This window comes from Bradyrhizobium sp. S3.3.6 (genome assembly GCF_040546905.1).
GTDB classification, from domain to species: Bacteria; Pseudomonadota; Alphaproteobacteria; order Rhizobiales; family Xanthobacteraceae; genus Bradyrhizobium; species Bradyrhizobium cytisi.
Map to the genome: position 1 here is coordinate 243,890 of NZ_JBEPOT010000002.1, position 17,712 is coordinate 261,601.

Sequence of the window (17,712 nt, forward strand, 5' to 3'; positions counted from 1 at the left end):
TCGCACGGTACGGTCCGGACCAATCGAGACCGCGCCGTTTACGCCGCGCGCACGCCCGCCAGGAACGTGCCAACTTCGCCCGAGAGCTGCTCGGCCTGCTTGGAGAGGTTTGACGCGGCAGTGAGGACCATGCCCGCGGCATTGCCCGTCTCGTTGGCTGCCGTGCTGACGCCACCGATATTCGTGGTGACTTCCCTGGTGGCTTCGGCCGTTTGCGAGACGCTGCGGGCGATCTCGGCGGTGGCCGCGCCTTGCTCCTCGATCGCGGCGCCGATCGAGGTGGCGATGCGGCTGACCTCCTCGATGGTCGCGGTAATGCCGCCGATGGCGTCCACGGCCTCCTTGGTCGCTCCCTGGATCTGGGCGATCTTGTCGCCGATCTCGCGGGTGGCTTCCGCGGTCTGGCTCGCCAGCGATTTCACTTCGGAGGCGACGACGGCGAAGCCGCGGCCGGCCTCACCGGCTCGCGCGGCCTCGATGGTGGCATTGAGCGCGAGCAGATTGGTCTGCGCGGCGATGCTGGAGATCAGCTCGGCGACGTGCTCGATCTGTTGGGCGCCGTCGGACAGCGCGCGCACGATGGTGTCGGTGTGGCGTGCGCTCTCGACCGCGCGGCCGGTGACTTCGGCCGATTGCGCGACCTGACGGCTGATTTCAGTGATGGAGGAGGAGAGCTCTTCGGCGGCGGCCGCCACCGTCTGGACGCGCTGGCTGGCTTCGGTCGCGGCCGAGCCGACCACGGCGGCGCGGCGGTTGGTGCCCTCGGCGGTCGACGACATCGACTTGGCCGTGGTCTCCAGCTCGCCGGAGCCCGAGGCCATCAGGCCGACGAGCTGACCGACCGACGCATCGAAGCGGTCGGCGAGGGAAATCAAAGCGTCGCGCTTTTCCTGCTCGCCGCGGGCCTTGGCCGCGACCTGTTCGGCTTCCAGCGTGCGCGCCGTCAAGGCGGTCTGCCTGAGCACTTCGAGCGTCTCGGCCATGCGGCCGATCTCGTCGCCGCGATCGGTCTCCTCGACCGGCTTGTCGATGGCGCCGTCGGCGATGTCCTGCATGCGGGTCTTCTGGCGGTCGAGTGCGCTGAGCACGTCGCGGGCGATCAGCCAGGACAGCGCTGCCATCAGCAGCATCAAGCCGCCGCCGATCGCGGCGAGCTCGAGCGTGAGCGCGCGCACGTCAGCATCGATATCGTCGACATAGAGGCCGTAACTGAACGTGGCGTTCCAGGGCGTGAACTGGCGGACGAACACGGTCTTGCGGACGGGCTCGGTCTGGCCGGGGCGCGGGTAGAGATAGGATGTGACGCCGCCCTGCGGCGCCTGCCTGGCGGCGTTGAGCTGAGCATCGGCAATCAGGACGCCATTGGAATCCTTGGCGCCTGTGATCTTGCCTTCGAGCTGCGGATTGGCGCCATTGACCAGGATCGACGTGTCGGGATTGTAGACGACAGGATAGCCCTGGCCGCCGCCGAACTTCATGTTGCGGGCACGCTGGCGAAACTGCAGCTTGGCCTCGTCCGCCGTCATCTTGCCGGCGGCGGCGTCATCCTGGAAACTCTGCGCGAGGCCGTGGAGCAGGTCGACCGCGGCCTTCATCTGCTGGACCCGGTCGTCCATCATGCGGCTCTTGCTGAGCACGGTCGATCCCGCGATGATGGCCGTGACTGTGAGGGCTGCGAGGCACACCATGCTGGCAAGCTTGGTGCGGATCTTCAAATGGCTCAGCAGCTTCATCACAGCCCCTACGACATGTTTGTTATTGCTCTCATGGCTAACATGAAGTTCTTACCAATCATGAAGACAGGCGTGCGCGCGGCCGCCGCGCGGGTGATCCTTCGCAGCCCTATGCGCAATCGTGCAGGCAAATCGCGACGCGATGCCGTGCGCCGGTATTTTTGCGGGAACAGAACGATTCCAGACTTTGGTTGTGATCGAGCCTGGCTGGACGGGCAATGAACCGATTCGTTCACCGCATCATCATGTCCGTGCTTCTTGTGGCGGCCCTCGTTCTCATTTGGAACGTGCTGGGCTCGCGCTGAACCGGCACCGGCGAAATGCCAGTGCCGGGTCTGCGGATCGGTTGCGCGCGCCTCAGCGCCGCGCGAAGGCGCCGCCCGGTGCGTCACTCTCCTTGCCGATCAGCGCATCGACGCTGACCGGACCACCGCCAGCTGCCGAGACGTAGAGGCAGGCGAAGCAGAACAGGATCGCGGCGGTGCCGCCGTTGAGCAGCGGCAGGAGCACCGGCGTGCCTGTCTTGAGCATGTGGCCCATGAAGTAAGCGAACGCCATTTCGCCCGACAGGATGAAAGCTGATAGCCGGGTGAACAGGCCGAGCATCAGGGCCGCACCGAGCACCAGCTCGAGCGTGCCGGCCGCGTAGATCAGCGGCGGGATGTCGGCGAAGTAGGGCAGCGCAGGAAACTTGAACAGCTTGGCGACACCGTACTGGAACAGCAGCAGTCCCGTGATGAAGCGAAACAGGCTCAAGAGAACCGGCTGAAAGCGAGTGAGATAAGGAAAGTTCATTGGTTTGTGCCCTCCATCCAATGCTGCGACTAGGACCGCATTCGGTTCCGCCCTGCAAGCTGCGCCAGGTCAATTTGCGCTGACATTTTTGTCATATCGGTCAAAACACCGCAGGCTGTGATTTTAGCCGCGCGCCATCCGCATTTTCTGAGCATCTACGCGTCGTGCCCGCCCGTAGTTCCCCGGTGACACGAATGAGTTCAGGTTACCTCCGGGAAACCTAGCGCCGCAAGGCGGGCACGATCAGGAATGGGATCATTCCGAGCACCACGCTCGCAAGTGCGAACACGAGCAGCGCGTTATAGCCGTGGGTGGCGTCATGGATCAGGCCGCCGCTCCAGGAGCCGAAGGCCGAGCCCGAACCGCTGCCGATCGAGATCGTGCCGTAGATGGTGCCGACCCGCTTGCCCCGAAAAATCTTCATCGCAGTTGCGGTGATCAGCGGTCCGCGCGAGCCCATCATGCTGCCGAAGCAGACGACGAAGCCGGTCAGCAGGATGAGGTTCGGCAAATATTGCAACAGCCAGAGCAGGGCGATGCCGAGGATCGAGATCGCGTAGCTCAGCAGCACGGACGGCCGGCGCCCGATCAGCCCGTCGAGCGCGGACACCCCGATCATGCCGAACACCAGCACCACGCCGGAAAAACCCCAGGCGGTTGCGGCCTGGAGCGGGGGAAAGCCCGCATCGATCAGATAGGCCACGATCTGGGCCGCGATCGCATACATGCCGACGGCGGTGAAGAAGAAGGTCGAGAACAGCGCCCAGAAGGCATGGTGACGCATCGCGCTCAGAAGCGTCCAGCCGTCGTCGATGAAATCCGGATCGGTCTTCTTGACGACATGAGGCGAGCCCGACGCGAACAGGCGCCACGGCAGCAGCATGAGCGGCACCAGCAGACCAAGCGCGGCGAAGCCGTAGACCTGATAGGTCTCGCGCCAACCGAGATGATCGATCAGCAGCTGCGAGGCCGGCAGCAGCGCCAGCACGCCGCCGCCCATCGCCGAGTACACCACCGCCATCGCGGTCGGCAGCTTTGGCCCGAACCAGCGGCCGAGCAGGATCGAGTTCGGCACGTTGCCGATAAAGGCGACGCCAATGCCGACGCACAATCCGATCGAGAGCTGAAATTGCCAGAGCGCCTGCGCATGGCCTGCGATCAGGAAGGCCGAGCCGAGCAGCAGCAGGCCGAGCGCGTAGACGATGCGCGGTCCGGAATGATCGAACAGGCGGCCAACCAGCGGCGCAGTCAGTCCGCTGATGAGCCAGGTCAGCGAGTAGATCGAAACCACCTGCGCGCGATCCCAGCCGAAATTTTCGGAGATCGGCTTGAGGAAGACGGTGAAGCTTTCGCTTAAGCCCCGCCCGAGCACGGCCAGCGTGAAGCACAGCGCGAGCACGACAAGCGCGGTGCGCACCGCGTCCTGCTGCGTGCTTCCTTGTTCCGTCGACGTTTCCCGGGGCGTGTTCTGATCCATTGCCGTCAGGGAGCGCGCATCGACGCGCCCTGACAAGCATCAAAAGCTCATACGCCTATGCAGGCTTGAGCAGGATGTGCTTCTTCTTGCCGAAGGACAACTTGATCACGCCTTCCGGCGTCAGATTGGCAGCCGACAGCGCCATCTTCTCGTCGGTGACGGGGCCGTCGTTGACGCGCAGGCCGCCGCCTTTGATCTGGCGCCGTGCCTCGCCATTGGAGGCGACGAGGCCCGCCTTGACGAAGGCGTTGAGCACGCCGAGTCCGGCCTCCAGCTCGCCGCGCGGAATTTCCACCGTCGGCAGGCTCTCGGCGAGTGCGCCTTCCTCAAAGGTGCGGCGTGCGGTCTCGGCCGCTTCGTTCGCTGCGTCGCGGCCATGCAGCAGCGCGGTCGCTTCCGTGGCGAGCACCTTCTTGGCCTCGTTGATCTCCGAGCCGCCGAGCGCTTCGAGCTTCTTGATCTTGCTCATCGGCAGCGTCGTGAACAGCTTCAGGAACTTGGCGACGTCGGCGTCCTCGGTGTTGCGCCAGTACTGCCAGAAATCATACGGCGAAAACTGGTCGGCGTTGAGCCACACCGCGCCTTGCGCGGTCTTGCCCATCTTGGCGCCCGATGCGGTCGTCAGCAGCGGCGTGGTCAGCGCGTACAGCTGATGTGTACCCATGCGGCGGCCGAGATCGACGCCCATAATGATGTTGCCCCATTGGTCGGAGCCGCCCATCTGCAAATGGCAGCCGGTCCGCTTGGCCAGTTCGACGAAGTCGTAGGCCTGGCAGATCATGTAGTTGAACTCGATGAAGCTCATCTCCTGCTCGCGCTCGAGGCGCAGGCGGACCGAATCCATCGTCAGCATGCGGTTGACCGAGAAATGCCGGCCGACGTCGCGCAGCATGTCGATGTAGTTGAGCTTGGTCAGCCACTCGGCATTGTCGAGCATGATGGCGTCGCTCTTGCCGTCGCCGTAGCGCAGCACTTTTGCGAACACGCCGCGGATTGAAGCCTTGTTGGCCTCGATCTCGGCGACGGTGCGGATCGCGCGCGTCTCGTCCTTTCCGGAGGGGTCGCCGACCATGGTGGTGCCGCCGCCCATCAGCGTGATCGGCTTGTTGCCGGAGTGCTGAAACCAGTGCAGCAGCATCATGGTCAGATAGTTGCCGATGTGCAGCGAAGGAGCGGTGCAATCGTAGCCGACATAGGCGATCGCCTCGCCCTTGGCGGCGAGCGCGTCCAGCCCCTCGAAATCGGAGCACTGGTGGATGAAACCACGTTCCTGCAGGGTGTTGAGGAAATCCGATTTAAATGCAGTCATCTGTCGGCATGCCTGACAATTCTTGGTTTACTGTTTTGGGAGCAATTTAGGAGACTTCCGCTGGAACTGGATTGCTGCCCGCCACTTGGCGCTGTGGCATTATAAGATGTGTCCCTCTGGCACAAGATCGGCATGCCGGAGGAAGGGTTTTGAGGACGCTGATCCATGATGTTGACGGCACTCGGTTTGATGAGCGGCACCTCGCTGGACGGGGTGGACGTCGCGCTGATCGAAACCGACGGAAAGCAGGTGAAAGCGTTCGGGCCGTCCGGCTACCGGCCCTATAGCCCGGCGGAGCGCAACCTGCTGCGCCAGGCGCTGTCCGAGGCCGTGCATCTGCTGCAACGCGATGCCCGGCCCGGGATCCTGGCCGAGGCCGAGCGCGCGGTGACGCTGGCGCATGCCGAGGCGGTGGCCGCCTTTGTCGCCCAGAACCGGATGAAGCCCGAAGACATCGACATCGTCGGCTTCCACGGCCAGACCGTGCTGCACCGGCCCGAGCGGCGGCTGACGGTGCAGATCGGCGATGCGCTGGCGCTAGCCAAAGCCATCCATATCCCCGTGATGCACGACTTCCGCGCCGCCGACGTCGAGGCTGGCGGGCAGGGGGCGCCGTTCGTGCCAGTTTACCACCGGGCGCTTGCCAATTCGTTGGCGCGCGAAGGGCCGATCGTCGTGGTCAATATCGGCGGCGTCTCCAACATCACCTATATCGATGGCAACGACACGCTGATCGCCTGCGACACCGGGCCCGGCAACGCGCTGCTCGACGATTTCATGTACCGCACCATGAACCAGGCGTTCGATACGGAAGGAAAGTTTGCGGCGCTCGGCAAGGCCGACGAGGCCTGGATCGCCCGCGCGCTGGAATTGCCGTTCTTCGCAAGCCCGCCGCCGAAATCGCTCGACCGCAACGACTTCGCCGCGCTGAAGCTCGGCGATGTCCAGCCGGCCGATGGCGCCGCGACGCTCACCGCTTTCACTGCGGCTGCGATCGCGCGCGTCATTCCGTTGCTGCCGCGGCGGCCGCGAAGCTGGATCGTCTGCGGTGGCGGCGCACGTAATCTGACCATGCTGCGCAGGCTGCGGGAGCGGGTCGGCACGGCGACCGTCGAGGCAGCTGAGACGCTCGGCTGGGCCTCCGACGCGATCGAGGCGCAGGCCTTCGGCTTCCTCGCAGCGCGCGGCCTGAAGGGCCTGCCTCTGTCCTATCCGAGCACGACAGGCGTGCCGATGCCGATGACGGGCGGGGTGATCGCGCGGCCCTGAGTGAGGTGGTCGACCTTGACGGATGAATGCAGATGCATCTATATTGATGCAACTGCATCCAACTGTCGGGATTAGTCATGACCGCTTCGCTCAAACTGATCAGCCACAAGCTTTGCCCTTACGTTCAACGCGCCGTGATCGCGCTGAAGGAGAAGGGCGTTCCGTTCGAGCGGATCGATATCGATCTCGCCAACAAGCCTGACTGGTTTCTGAAATTGTCGCCGCTCGGCAAGGTGCCGGTGCTGGTGGTGACGACCGACAAGGGCGAGGTCGCGCTGTTCGAGAGCAACGTGATCTGCGAGTACATCGAGGAGACGCAAGCCGGCGCAAAGCTGCATCCGGCCGATGCCCTCAAGCGTGCCGAGCACCGCGCCTGGATGGAGTTCGGCTCGGCGATCCTCGGCGATCTCTGGGGCCTGGAGACCACGACCGATCCGGCGACGTTCGAAAGCAAGCGTCAGGCGCTGGTGACGAAGTTCGCGCGCGTCGAGACGGCGCTGGGCGCAGGCCCGTTCTTCGCCGGCGAAGCGTTCAGCATGGTCGATGCGGTGTTCGCGCCGGTCTTCCGCTATTTCGACCTGTTCGATGAACTGACCGAGCATGGCATCTTCAGCGATGTCCCCAAGGTGCGCGCGTGGCGGAGCGAGCTCGCAAAACGTCCGAGCGTGCGCACTGCGGTCGACGCCGACTATCCGCAATTGCTGCGCGCCTTCCTGGTGCGCCACGACGCGCATCTCTTGAAGCTTGCGGCCTGAGCTATGTCGCAGTCTCTGGCCTGGCTGATGCTGGTGATCGCCGGCGCACTCGATGTCGGCTGGGCAATCTCGATGAAATATGCCGAAGGCTACACGCGCATCGGTTGGAGCATCGTTTCGCTGGTGCTGCTCGCCGCCTTTGTCTTCCTGCTCGGGCGTGCGTTGAAGGTGCTCGAGGTCGGCGTCGCCTATTCGGTATGGACCGGAATAGGCGCCGCCGGAACCTTCGCCATGGGCGTCGTGCTGTTCGGCGAGGCCTTGAGCGCGATGAAGCTTGCGGGCATCGCGCTGGTGCTGATGGGGATCGTCGCGCTGAAGCTGGCCTAGGCGGCGCCACAGCGATCAGGTGCAGCCGTCGGCAAGCAGCAGCTTGCTCGTCGTCGTGGCGTGGCGCAGCTTGAAGAGGTCCTGGATGTCGGGATCGTCCAGGAAAGCTTGCGCCTTCTTGCGCTCCGGAAATTCAATGATGACGAGGCGCTCGGGCGCCCAATCACCCTCGATCGTGGTCGGCTCCACGCCGCGGACGATGTAGCGCCCGGAGTGCTTGGCGATCAAGGCGGGAATTTCAGCGATATATGTCTTGAAGCCGGCGACGTCGTTCACCGACAGGTCGAGCACCAGATACGCCTTCAATGTTTCTCTCCCGAACCGGGCGATGTCATCCTCGGTCAGCTAGCTAGAGCTCCAGGGCCATCTTCGCTAGGCTCGCGATGGTGTTCATGTTGCGCGCGGTGCCGGTCTTGGCGGCGGGGATCACGAGTTTTGAAGTCCCCATGCCGTCGCGGTAATGCACGTAGATCTCGCGGCGGCCGAGCTTGACCTCTTCGCCCTTCTGACCGCGAATTTCGGCGAGCGTGTCCGCGGGCGGCGCCTTGTCGAGGAAGATCGCGACCGTGCGGTTGGGCGCCATTTTAGCAAACGGATTGTCGGCCAAAACCTTTGCCATCTCGCTATCGCTGCGCACGAGCACACCGAGCGGCACGCCGGCGTAGGTGTGCAAACGCTTTTCCAGCGCGGCTTTGATCGCGGATTCCGATTTGCGGCTGGTAAAGACCACATTGCCGCTGGCGATGTAGGTGCGCACGGCACCGAAACCGAGCTCTTCGCACATCGTCTTGAGTTCGGTCATCGGCAGCTTGCCGGTACCTCCGACATTGACCGCGCGCAGCAGGGCTACGAACGCGGTCATGTCAATCTCACCGCACGTTGGCGAGGCGCATATCAAGATACGCCGTGATGGTTTCCATCAGCGGCTCGAGCTTGGCGTCGAAGAAGTGGTTGGCGCCGGGGATGACCTGCTGGTCGATCACGATGCCCTTCTGCGTCTTCAGCTTCTCGACCAGCGTGTTGACGTCCTTCGGCGGCACCACCGCATCCTTCTCGCCGTGCACGATCAGGCCCGACGACGGGCAGGGCGCGAGGAACGAGAAGTCGTAGAGGTTGGCCGGCGGCGCGATGGAGATGAAGCCTTCGACCTCGGGACGGCGCATCAAAAGCTGCATGCCGATCCAGGCGCCGAACGAGAATCCGGCGACCCAGCAGGCGCGCGCCTCGGGATTGATCGTCTGCGCCCAGTCGAGGGCTGCTGCGGCATCCGACAATTCGCCGGTGCCGTGGTCGAACGAGCCCTGGCTGCGGCCGACGCCGCGGAAATTGAAGCGCAGCACCGAGAAGCCGCGATGCGCGAAGGCGTAGTAGCACTGGTAGATGATCTGATGATTCATCGTGCCGTGAAACTGCGGATGCGGATGCAGGACCATCGCAATCGGCGCGTTCTTCTGCTTGGCCGGGTGATAGCGGCCTTCGAGGCGGCCGGCGGGGCCAGTGAAAATAACTTCAGGCATGGGTGATCTCTTGATTGATGTCCTGGAGAGGCGGTTCTCCGCAATCAACCGATTGTGGCCTCATCGGCAGCGACGCCGGCGAGAGCGCGAATGGAAGGACGAGAAGGCGTGCGCCTCGCGGTGATGCGCAAATGGCGCGCGGTGACTTGACGGCCGCGTTCTAACATAGGCTGCGGGGCTAAAAGCAAGCATCTTCGACATCTGCCAATGTGCTCAAGAACTTAGGCTCATCATCGCGGTGTCATGCCAATGGCAGCCGGGGTGGAGCGGGGTCATGGCCCGGTTCGCATCTGTGGCGGCAACTGATTGGAATCACGATCGTTTATCGACCGTCGGGCGACCGACGGTGGCGATTCACACAGGCGCGGTACGCCCTCCAAGCGAGGCGACCGCGGGCCGGTAGCGGCGACTGCCCCCGAGCGTCTGCCCGTTGTCGAACGTGAGCTCGAAGTCCCCTGAGGGCTTGAAGTCGACGCCGCTCACGCGGTCGAGATTGGCGAGCCTGGTCCGGTGCACGCGCACGATGGCGAAGCGGGCGAGCTCGCTTTCGGTTGCGGCCAACGTGCCGCGGATCAGGTGCTGGGTGCCGTTGGCGAGGATGTATTCGATGTAGTTGCCGGCGGAGGCGACCCAGAGGATGTCACGCGGCGCGACGCGGACGCGGTTGGTGCCATCCCGGAGCCAGATCAGATCGGATGATGGTTGCTCCTGCGCAGCGGCCGGCATGGACGCGGCCACGCGGGCGGCCTTCCTCAGCTCACGCCGGCTTTCGATCAGCCAGAGCGTTGCTCCCAGCAGCAAGGCGGTCACGGCATCCTTGCGGAACTCGTACAGGACCGTTGCCGGCGAGAAGTGGAAGTCGTAGCCGCCTCCCGCCAGCCAAAGCAGGAGTTTCCGCAAGCCCACCATGCCAGTGATGTGGAAGGCCGAGAAGCCGAGCAGGGCGACCGCGGCGATTCCGATCCGTATCGCCAGCCCATGTGCCTGGCGCATGCGCCGCACGGCCAGCGTCAGGATCGGCACCAGCAGCAGGATGACGATGATGCTCGACAGCTCCCAGAACAGCCGCCGGCCAATGTCATAGCTGTCGCCGCGCCAGGCGGCGTCCTGCGCGCCCGAGAGCGCATTGACGACACCGATGGCGAGCGCGACGGCTGCGATCGCAGCGAACATCGTCCATTCGCCACTGATCCCGCCGCGCCAACCGCTCGTCCCGGACGCCGACGCCTCATCCCCTAGCGCCCGGTCCTGATCCCAAACCGTTTCGACGCGCTCCGTTTCGGGGGCATCTTGGCTGTCAGTCATGGCCGGAAAACCGCGTTTGCCGTCCCGTCAAGGAGCAGAGAACCATGTCAACACCGCAGCAAGTTTCGATTTCGGAACGACGCATCGATCTGGATTGGGTGCGGATTTTAGCCTTCGGGCTCTTGATCTTCTACCACGTCGGCATGCTCTGCGTATCCTGGGGGCGTTGGCGGAATTGCGCAGCAACAGCCGGCCTGATGTGCGGCGGCGGCTGATTGGCGCAAGGAGAAAAGGTGCTAAGAGGACGCATGCCAAGCCGCGTCTATCTCGACTGGAATGCGACCACGCCGCTGCGCGCCGAGGCGCGTGCAGCGGTGCTGGCCGCTTACGAGCTGATCGGCAATCCGTCCTCGGTCCACGCCGAGGGACGGGAGGCGCGGCGGCTGGTCGAGGACGCACGTAGCTCGCTTGCGGCAGCCATCGGCGCGCTGCCGCGGAACGTGGTGTTCACCTCCGCCGGAACCGAGGCCAATGCGCTGGCGCTGTCGCCCGGCTTGCGCAGCCGATCGGGTGAGCCGGTGCGGCGGCTCCTGGTTTCCGCGGTCGAGCACGCCTCGGTGCTGGCGGGCGGCCGATTCCCGGCCAACGACATCGGCCGGATCCGGGTCACAAGCTCCGGCGTGGTCGATCTCGATGACCTCCGCGCGCTCGTCGCCGCCGGCCCTCCGGCGCTGGTCTCGATCATGGCGGCCAACAACGAGACCGGCGCGCTCCAGCCGGTGGCTGAAGCAGCGCGGATCGTCCACGAGGCGGGCGGCCTCCTGCATGTCGACGCGATCCAGGCGCTCGGCAAAATTGGTTTCAATATTAACGCGGTAGGCGCGGATCTTGCGAGCTTTTCTGGGCACAAGATCGGCGGCCCCAAAGGCGTCGGCGCGCTGGTCGTCGCCGAGGGGCTTGCCGGGTTGGAGCCGGTGCTGCGTGGCGGCGGACAGGAGCTCGGCCGACGGGCGGGAACCGAGAATGTCGCCGGTATCGCTGGCTTTGGGGCAGCGGTGAGAGCCGCCCTTGAGGCTCTGCCGGAAGATGCGGAGCGCATGACAAGTCTAAGAGATAGCTTGGAAAATGGTATTCGGGGCATTGCCGGGGCGAGCATCTTCGCGGAAAACGTGAAGAGGTTGCCAAATACCGTCCTGTTCACCGCGTCGGGGCTCAAGGCCGAGACTGCCGTGATCGGCTTCGACCTCGAAGGCATCGCCGTCTCCTCCGGTTCGGCCTGTTCCTCCGGCAAGGTCCAGCCGTCCCACGTGCTCTCGGCGATGGGGTACAATGCCAGCGTGGCCCAAGGAGCGGTGCGCCTCAGTCTGGGCTGGTCCACGCAGCCGGGGGACATCAATCGGTGCCTGGAGGCTTGGCGAAAGCTCGGTAATACCCTACTTAGAGGCTAAGCGACGAAACACGGCTTGAACGGTTCTAAGCCCGTGCTTTCCGCAGAGAAACATCGTAATACTCGTCCGAGTTTGATCCACCGCGGTCCTTGAAACCGCGAGCGGAGGATAGAATGCCAGCCGTCCAAGAGACGGTCGAGCGCGTCAAGCGCATCGACGTCGACCAGTATCGTTATGGGTTTGAGACCCTGATCGAATCCGACAAGGCCCCCAAGGGGCTGTCGGAAGAGACCGTCAAGTTCATCTCCGAGAAGAAGAACGAACCCGCCTGGATGCTCCAGTGGCGGCTTGAGGCCTATCGGCGCTGGCTGACCATGACGGAGCCGACCTGGGCGCGCGTCGACTATCCCAAGATCGACTTCCAGGACCTCTATTACTATTCGGCGCCGAAACCGAAGAAGACGATCACCTCGCTCGACGAGATCGATCCGGAGATCCTGAAGACCTACGAGAAGCTCGGCATCCCCTTGCGGGAAGTGGCCATGCTCGAGGGCGTCGAGCCCAAGGTGGGCGAGGAAGATCCGGCCCGCCGCAAGATCGCGGTCGATGCCGTGTTCGATTCGGTTTCGGTGGCGACCACGTTCAAGGCCGAGCTGAAGAAGGCCGGCGTGATCTTCATGCCGATCTCGGAGGCGATCCGCGAGCACCCCGAGCTGGTGCAGAAATATCTGGGCTCGGTGGTTCCGACCTCGGACAATTTCTACGCGACGCTGAACTCGGCGGTGTTCTCCGACGGCTCGTTCGTCTACGTGCCGCCAGGCGTGCGCTGCCCGATGGAGCTGTCGACCTATTTCCGCATCAACGAGCGCAACACCGGCCAGTTCGAGCGCACGCTGATCATCGCGGACAAGGGCTCGTACGTCTCCTATCTCGAAGGCTGCACCGCGCCGCAGCGCGACGAGAACCAGCTGCATGCCGCCGTGGTCGAGCTCGTCGCGCATGACGACGCCGAGATCAAATATTCGACGGTGCAGAACTGGTACCCGGGCAATTCGGAAGGTAAGGGCGGCATCTACAATTTCGTCACCAAGCGTGGCGACTGCCGCGGCAACCATTCCAAGATCTCCTGGACCCAGGTCGAGACCGGTTCGGCGATCACCTGGAAGTATCCGAGCTGCATCTTGCGCGGTGATAATTCCCGTGGCGAGTTCTACTCGATCGCGATCTCGAACGGCTTCCAGCAGGTCGATTCGGGCACCAAGATGATCCACCTCGGCAAGAATACGTCGAGCCGCATCATCTCCAAGGGCATCGCCGCCGGCAAGTCGCAGAACACCTATCGCGGCCTCGTCACCGCGCACCGGAAAGCCACCGGCGCGCGTAACTTCACGGCCTGCGATTCGCTGTTGATCGGCGACAAATGCGGCGCGCACACCGTGCCCTACATCGAGGCCAAGAACTCCTCGGCGACGTTCGAGCACGAGGCGACGACCTCGAAGATCTCCGAAGACGTGCTGTTCTACTGCGTCCAGCGCGGGCTCTCTCAGGAAGAAGCGGTTGGCCTGGTCGTCAACGGCTTCGTCAAGGACGTGCTCCAGCAGCTCCCGATGGAGTTCGCGGTGGAAGCGCAGAAGCTGATCTCGATCTCGCTTGAAGGGTCGGTTGGCTAATTGCCGACCCTCGCGGTGCGCTCAGGCGCTCCAACATCAATTGAATGAACTGGATGCCAAGATGGCTTTGCTTGAAGTGAAAGACCTGCAGGTTCGTGTCGAGGAGCGTGAGATCCTCCATGGGCTCACTCTGACTGTGAACGAGGGTCAGATCCATGCGATCATGGGGCCGAACGGCTCCGGCAAGTCGACGCTGTCCCATGTCATTGCCGGCAAGCCCGGCTATGAGGTCACTGGCGGCCAGATCCTGTTCAAAGGCGAGGACCTCCTGGAGATGGCTCCGGAGGAGCGGGCTGCCAAGGGCGTATTCCTCGCGTTCCAATATCCGGTCGAGATTCCCGGTGTTACCACCATGAATTTCCTGCGGACCGCACTGAATGCCCAGCGCAAGGCCCGCGGCGAGAGCGAATTGATGGTGCCGGACTTTCTGAAGAAGGTCCGCGAGGTCTCGAAGTCGCTGAACATCCCCCAGGACATGCTCAAGCGCGGCGTCAATGTTGGCTTCTCCGGCGGCGAGAAGAAGCGCAACGAGGTGCTCCAGATGGCGCTGTTCGAGCCGAGCCTGTGCATCCTCGACGAGATGGATTCCGGCCTGGACATCGATGCGCTGCGTATCGCAGCCGACGGCGTCAACGCGCTGCACTCGCCCAAGCGCGCGATGGTCGTGATCACCCACTATCAGCGGCTGCTGAACTACATCGTGCCCGACGTGGTGCACGTGATGTCGAAGGGCCGCGTCGTGAAGAGCGGCGGCAAGGAACTGGCGCTGGAGCTGGAAGCGTCCGGCTACACCCAGTTCGAGGATGCCGCGTAAGGAATCTTGCAATGAACGTTGCTGTGGCAAAGACCGGAAAGGGCCGCGCGGTGAGCGATCTCTTCACCAGCGCCGAAGGCCGGCTGCCGGGTTCGCCGTCCGTGATCGCGGCGCGCCGCGAGGCGTTCGAGACCTATGAGCGTCTCGGCTTGCCGCACCGCCGGATCGAGGAATGGAAATACACCGACCTGCGCGCGCTGGTCGGCGAGGTGCTGCCGCTTGCGGCCGCGCCCGATGCGGCCGCTCTGAAACGCGCCTCGGATGCCATCAAGGCGCATGCGATCGAGGGTGCCCGCAAGCTGGTGCTGGTCGACGGCGTGTTCGCCGCCGATCTGTCAGACGTCAAGGCGCTCGCCACCGAGGCGAGTTTCAAGACGTTGCGGGAGACGCTGGAGAAGGATGCGGGTCTCCTGAAGACCGCTGCCACCGACGCCGTGATCGCGCTCAACGCGGCGATGGCGACCGATGGCGTGGTGCTGTCGATTGCCGACGGCGCCCAGCTGTCCGCACCGATCCAGATCATCCACATCGCGACCGCAGCTTCCGCGTCGGCCTTCACCCGTTCGCAGGTCGCGATCGGGAAGGGCGCTCGCGCCACCATCGTCGAGAGTTTCGTGGCGGCTGGCGCCAAGGCCTACCAGATCGACGACGCCGTGCTCGTCACGGTCGGCGACGATGCCGATGTCGCGCATATCCGCCTGATGGACGACGCGCCCGACGCGCTGAACGTAACCTCGCATTTCGTGACGGTCGGCGCCAACGTCAAATTGAATTTCTTCAACATGACCACCGGTGCTGCCGTCAGCCGCCTGCAAGGCTTCATCACGCTGGCGGGTGAGGGCAGCGAGCTCTCGATCAACGGCGTCAACCTGTTGCAGAAGACCGAGCATGCCGACACCACGCTGGTCGTCGATCATGCGGTACCCAACTGCGTCAGCCGCGAGGTTTTTCGCGCTGTGATCGACGATCGCGCCCATTCGGTGTTCCAGGGCCGCATCATCGTTCGCCCCGATGCGCAGAAGACCGACGGCAAGATGATGACCCGTGCGCTGCTGCTCTCTGACGAAGCCGAGGCTGACAACAAGCCGGAGCTGGAAATCTTTGCCGACGACGTCTCCTGCGGCCACGGCGCCACCGCCGGCGCGCTGGACGAAAACCTGCTGTTCTATCTGAAGGCGCGCGGCTTGCCGGAGAAGCAGGCCCAGGCGCTGCTGATCCAGGCTTTTGTGGGCGAAGCGATCGAGCAGATCGCTGATGACGGCTTGCGCGAGCATGTGATCGGCATTGCCGAGCGCTGGCTGGAGCGTCGGTCATGAGCACGCATCCCGCAGTCATGAACGGGTCTTATGACGTTGCGCGCGTGCGCGAGGACTTTCCGGCGCTCGCCATGCAGGTCTACGGCAAGCCGCTGGTCTATCTCGACAATGCGGCATCCGCCCAGAAGCCCAGCGCCGTGCTCGAGCGCATGACGCAGGCCTATACATCCGAATACGCCAACGTCCATCGCGGCCTGCATTATCTCGCCAACGCCGCGACCGAAGCCTATGAGGGCGGCCGCACCAAGGCCGCGCAGTTCATCAACGCCGCGCGGACCGAGGAAGTGATCTTCACCCGCAACGCGACGGAAGCGATCAATCTGGTCGCTTCGTCCTGGGGCGGGCCGAACATCAAGGAGGGCGACGAGATCGTCATCTCGATCATGGAGCACCACTCCAACATCGTGCCCTGGCATTTCCTGAGGGAGCGCCAGGGTGCCGTGATCAAGTGGGCGCCGGTCGACGACGAGGGCAATTTCCTCATCGACGAGTTCGAGAAGCTGTTGACGTCGAAGACCAAGCTGGTCGCGATCACGCAGATGTCGAACGCACTCGGCACCATCGTGCCGGTCAAGGACGTCGTGAAGATCGCCCATGCCCGCGGCATTCCCGTGCTGGTCGACGGCAGCCAGGGCGCCGTGCATCTGCCCGTCGACGTCCAGGACATCGGCTGCGACTTCTACGTCTTTACCGGCCACAAGGTGTACGGTCCGACCGGCATCGGCGTGCTCTGGGCCAGGTATGACCATCTCGTCGCGATGCGCCCCTATAACGGTGGCGGCGAGATGATCCGCGAGGTCTCACGCGAGGTCGTCACCTATGGCGATCCCCCGCACAAGTTCGAGGCGGGCACGCCCGCGATCGTCGAGGCCGTCGGCCTTGGCGCGGCCATCGACTACGTCAATTCGATCGGCAAGGAGCGCATCGCTGCCCACGAGCACGATCTGGTCACCTACGCCCAGGATCGCTTGCGCGAGATCAACTCGCTGCGGCTGATCGGCACCGCACGAGGCAAGGGCCCGGTGATCTCCTTTGAGCTCAAGGGTGCGCACGCCCATGACGTCGCCACCGTGATCGACCGCCAGGGCATCGCGGTGCGCGCGGGCACCCATTGCGTGATGCCGCTTTTAGAGCGGTTCAACGTGACGGCCACATGCCGGGCCTCGTTCGGCATGTATAATACGCGGGAAGAAGTCGATCATCTGGCACAGGCGCTGCTGAAGGCGCGGGATTTGTTCGCATGAGTGACACGGCCGAAATCAAAGCCAATCCGATGGAGACTCATTCGGCGCTGCCGCCGGAGGAGACCGAGCGTCTCACGACCGAGATCATCGCCGGCCTCAAGACCGTGTTCGATCCGGAGATCCCGGCCGACATCTACGAGCTGGGCCTGATCTACAAGGTCGAGATCAAGGACGATCGCTCCGTCGACGTGCAGATGACGCTGACGACGCCGAACTGTCCGGCCGCCGGCGAGCTGCCGACCATGGTCGAGAACGCGGTCGCCAGCGTTCCCGGCGTCGGCGTGGTCGACGTCAAGGTCGTCTGGGAGCCGGCCTGGTCGCCGGAACGCATGAGCGACGAGGCGCGCCTCGTCCTCAACATGTGGTGACGCGTAACCTCGATATTGAATTCGCTCCGCAACGGACCACATAAATAACATGACCCAGATCTCGTCCGGCTCGACACCAGCATCCACCCCGAAGCCGCGGCGTCCGCGCCCGCAGGTGATGCGGCTGACCGATGCCGCTGCCCAGCGGATCAGCGAGCTGACCCAGCGCGCCGATTCCGAGATCGTCGGCCTGCGTGTCGGCGTCAAGAATGGCGGCTGCGCCGGCCAGTCCTACACGGTCGAATACGCCCATGATATCCGCCCGACCGACGAGGTCGTCGAGGACAAGGGCGTCAAGATCCTGGTCGACCCCAAGGCCGTGCTGTTCCTGCTCGGTACCGAGATGGACTACAAGGCCGACAAGATGCAGGCCCAGTTCGTCTTCAACAATCCCAACCAGATCTCCGCCTGCGGCTGCGGCGAATCGGTCGAGCTGCGCCCGGCGCAGATCGACGGGTAGATTTCTCCGTCGTTGCTCTCGTGTC

The 17,712-nt window shown here is 64.0% G+C and carries 19 protein-coding genes and 1 pseudogene; 12 read left to right on the forward strand and 8 right to left on the reverse strand.

Annotation, left to right across the window (positions count from 1 at the left end; all coding sequences use genetic code 11):
• Positions 1-38: 38 nt before the first annotated feature.
• Positions 39-1,733, reverse strand: coding sequence for a methyl-accepting chemotaxis protein (locus tag ABID59_RS05755; protein ID WP_354082732.1), 1,695 nt, complete (start codon positions 1,731-1,733; stop codon positions 39-41).
• On the opposite strand from ABID59_RS05755, the gene ABID59_RS05760 reads away from it, so the two are divergent.
• Positions 1,716-1,955, forward strand: a complete 240-nt coding sequence (locus tag ABID59_RS05760; RefSeq protein ID WP_354082733.1) for a hypothetical protein — start codon at positions 1,716-1,718, stop codon at positions 1,953-1,955. The two genes, ABID59_RS05755 and ABID59_RS05760, sit on opposite strands and share 18 nt — an antisense overlap.
• 135 nt (positions 1,956-2,090) lie before the next feature.
• On the opposite strand, the gene ABID59_RS05765 is transcribed toward ABID59_RS05760, so the two are convergent.
• From ABID59_RS05765 to tyrS, 3 genes are all read right to left on the reverse strand, one after another.
• Positions 2,091-2,528, reverse strand: coding sequence for a DoxX family protein (locus tag ABID59_RS05765; RefSeq protein ID WP_148748792.1), 438 nt, complete (start codon positions 2,526-2,528; stop codon positions 2,091-2,093).
• 220 nt (positions 2,529-2,748) lie between these two features.
• The gene (locus ABID59_RS05770; RefSeq protein WP_354082734.1) at positions 2,749-4,005 is read right to left on the reverse strand and encodes an MFS transporter; all 1,257 of its coding nucleotides are present in this window, start codon (positions 4,003-4,005) and stop codon (positions 2,749-2,751) included.
• A 55-nt stretch (positions 4,006-4,060) separates the two neighbouring features.
• The gene (tyrS, locus tag ABID59_RS05775) at positions 4,061-5,314 is read right to left on the reverse strand and encodes a tyrosine--tRNA ligase (RefSeq protein WP_354082735.1); all 1,254 of its coding nucleotides are present in this window, start codon (positions 5,312-5,314) and stop codon (positions 4,061-4,063) included.
• Positions 5,315-5,479: 165 nt separating this feature from the next.
• Here tyrS and ABID59_RS05780 point away from each other — a divergent pair, with 165 nt between their 5' ends.
• From ABID59_RS05780 to ABID59_RS05790, 3 genes are all read left to right on the forward strand, one after another.
• Positions 5,480-6,583 carry an anhydro-N-acetylmuramic acid kinase gene (locus ABID59_RS05780; RefSeq protein ID WP_354082736.1) on the forward strand — a complete coding sequence of 368 codons (1,104 nt, stop codon included), beginning with the start codon at positions 5,480-5,482 and terminating at the stop codon, positions 6,581-6,583.
• Positions 6,584-6,660: 77 nt separating this feature from the next.
• Positions 6,661-7,338: a glutathione S-transferase family protein gene (locus ABID59_RS05785; protein ID WP_354033494.1), complete on the forward strand. Its 678-nt coding sequence runs from the start codon at positions 6,661-6,663 to the stop codon at positions 7,336-7,338.
• A gap of 3 nt (positions 7,339-7,341) precedes the next feature.
• Entirely contained in the window at positions 7,342-7,665 is a 324-nt protein-coding gene (locus ABID59_RS05790; RefSeq protein ID WP_148748797.1) for a DMT family transporter, read from the forward strand.
• 15 nt (positions 7,666-7,680) lie between these two features.
• Here ABID59_RS05790 and ABID59_RS05795 read toward each other — a convergent pair whose 3' ends face one another.
• From ABID59_RS05795 to ABID59_RS05810, 4 genes are all read right to left on the reverse strand, one after another.
• Positions 7,681-7,971, reverse strand: a complete 291-nt coding sequence (locus tag ABID59_RS05795; RefSeq protein ID WP_148748798.1) for a DUF1330 domain-containing protein — start codon at positions 7,969-7,971, stop codon at positions 7,681-7,683.
• A 43-nt stretch (positions 7,972-8,014) separates the two neighbouring features.
• Positions 8,015-8,527: a DUF1697 domain-containing protein gene (locus ABID59_RS05800; protein ID WP_354082737.1), complete on the reverse strand. Its 513-nt coding sequence runs from the start codon at positions 8,525-8,527 to the stop codon at positions 8,015-8,017.
• A gap of 7 nt (positions 8,528-8,534) precedes the next feature.
• Positions 8,535-9,182, reverse strand: a complete 648-nt coding sequence (locus ABID59_RS05805) for an alpha/beta hydrolase (RefSeq protein WP_007591562.1) — start codon at positions 9,180-9,182, stop codon at positions 8,535-8,537.
• A gap of 354 nt (positions 9,183-9,536) precedes the next feature.
• Positions 9,537-10,355 (reverse strand): LytTR family DNA-binding domain-containing protein, encoded by an 819-nt coding sequence (locus ABID59_RS05810; RefSeq protein ID WP_354082738.1) that lies wholly within the window; start codon positions 10,353-10,355, stop codon positions 9,537-9,539.
• Between the two features lie 176 nt (positions 10,356-10,531).
• Between ABID59_RS05810 and ABID59_RS05815 the strand changes: the two are divergent.
• From ABID59_RS05815 to ABID59_RS05850, 8 genes and pseudogenes are all read left to right on the forward strand, one after another.
• Positions 10,532-10,651 (forward strand): annotated as a pseudogene (locus ABID59_RS05815) (acyltransferase family protein); the annotation flags it as partial.
• Between the two features lie 84 nt (positions 10,652-10,735).
• Positions 10,736-11,875, forward strand: coding sequence for a cysteine desulfurase family protein (locus tag ABID59_RS05820; protein ID WP_354082739.1), 1,140 nt, complete (start codon positions 10,736-10,738; stop codon positions 11,873-11,875).
• Positions 11,876-11,988: 113 nt separating this feature from the next.
• Positions 11,989-13,485, forward strand: coding sequence for a Fe-S cluster assembly protein SufB (gene sufB / locus ABID59_RS05825; RefSeq protein WP_354082740.1), 1,497 nt, complete (start codon positions 11,989-11,991; stop codon positions 13,483-13,485).
• Positions 13,486-13,546: 61 nt separating this feature from the next.
• Complete coding sequence (gene sufC, locus ABID59_RS05830; RefSeq protein ID WP_354033498.1) at positions 13,547-14,299, forward strand: Fe-S cluster assembly ATPase SufC; 753 nt, start codon at positions 13,547-13,549, stop codon at positions 14,297-14,299.
• 11 nt (positions 14,300-14,310) lie between these two features.
• On the forward strand, positions 14,311-15,615 hold the full coding sequence (sufD, locus tag ABID59_RS05835) for a Fe-S cluster assembly protein SufD (RefSeq protein WP_354082741.1): 1,305 nt from the start codon (positions 14,311-14,313) through the stop codon (positions 15,613-15,615).
• Complete coding sequence (locus tag ABID59_RS05840) at positions 15,612-16,859, forward strand: cysteine desulfurase (protein ID WP_354082742.1); 1,248 nt, start codon at positions 15,612-15,614, stop codon at positions 16,857-16,859. Before sufD ends, ABID59_RS05840 begins: the two co-directional genes overlap by 4 nt.
• On the forward strand, positions 16,856-17,227 hold the full coding sequence (locus ABID59_RS05845) for an SUF system Fe-S cluster assembly protein (protein ID WP_148748806.1): 372 nt from the start codon (positions 16,856-16,858) through the stop codon (positions 17,225-17,227). The genes ABID59_RS05840 and ABID59_RS05845 overlap by 4 nt, the downstream gene beginning before the upstream one ends.
• A gap of 49 nt (positions 17,228-17,276) precedes the next feature.
• Positions 17,277-17,687: a HesB/IscA family protein gene (locus ABID59_RS05850; protein ID WP_148748807.1), complete on the forward strand. Its 411-nt coding sequence runs from the start codon at positions 17,277-17,279 to the stop codon at positions 17,685-17,687.
• Positions 17,688-17,712: the final 25 nt, after the last annotated feature.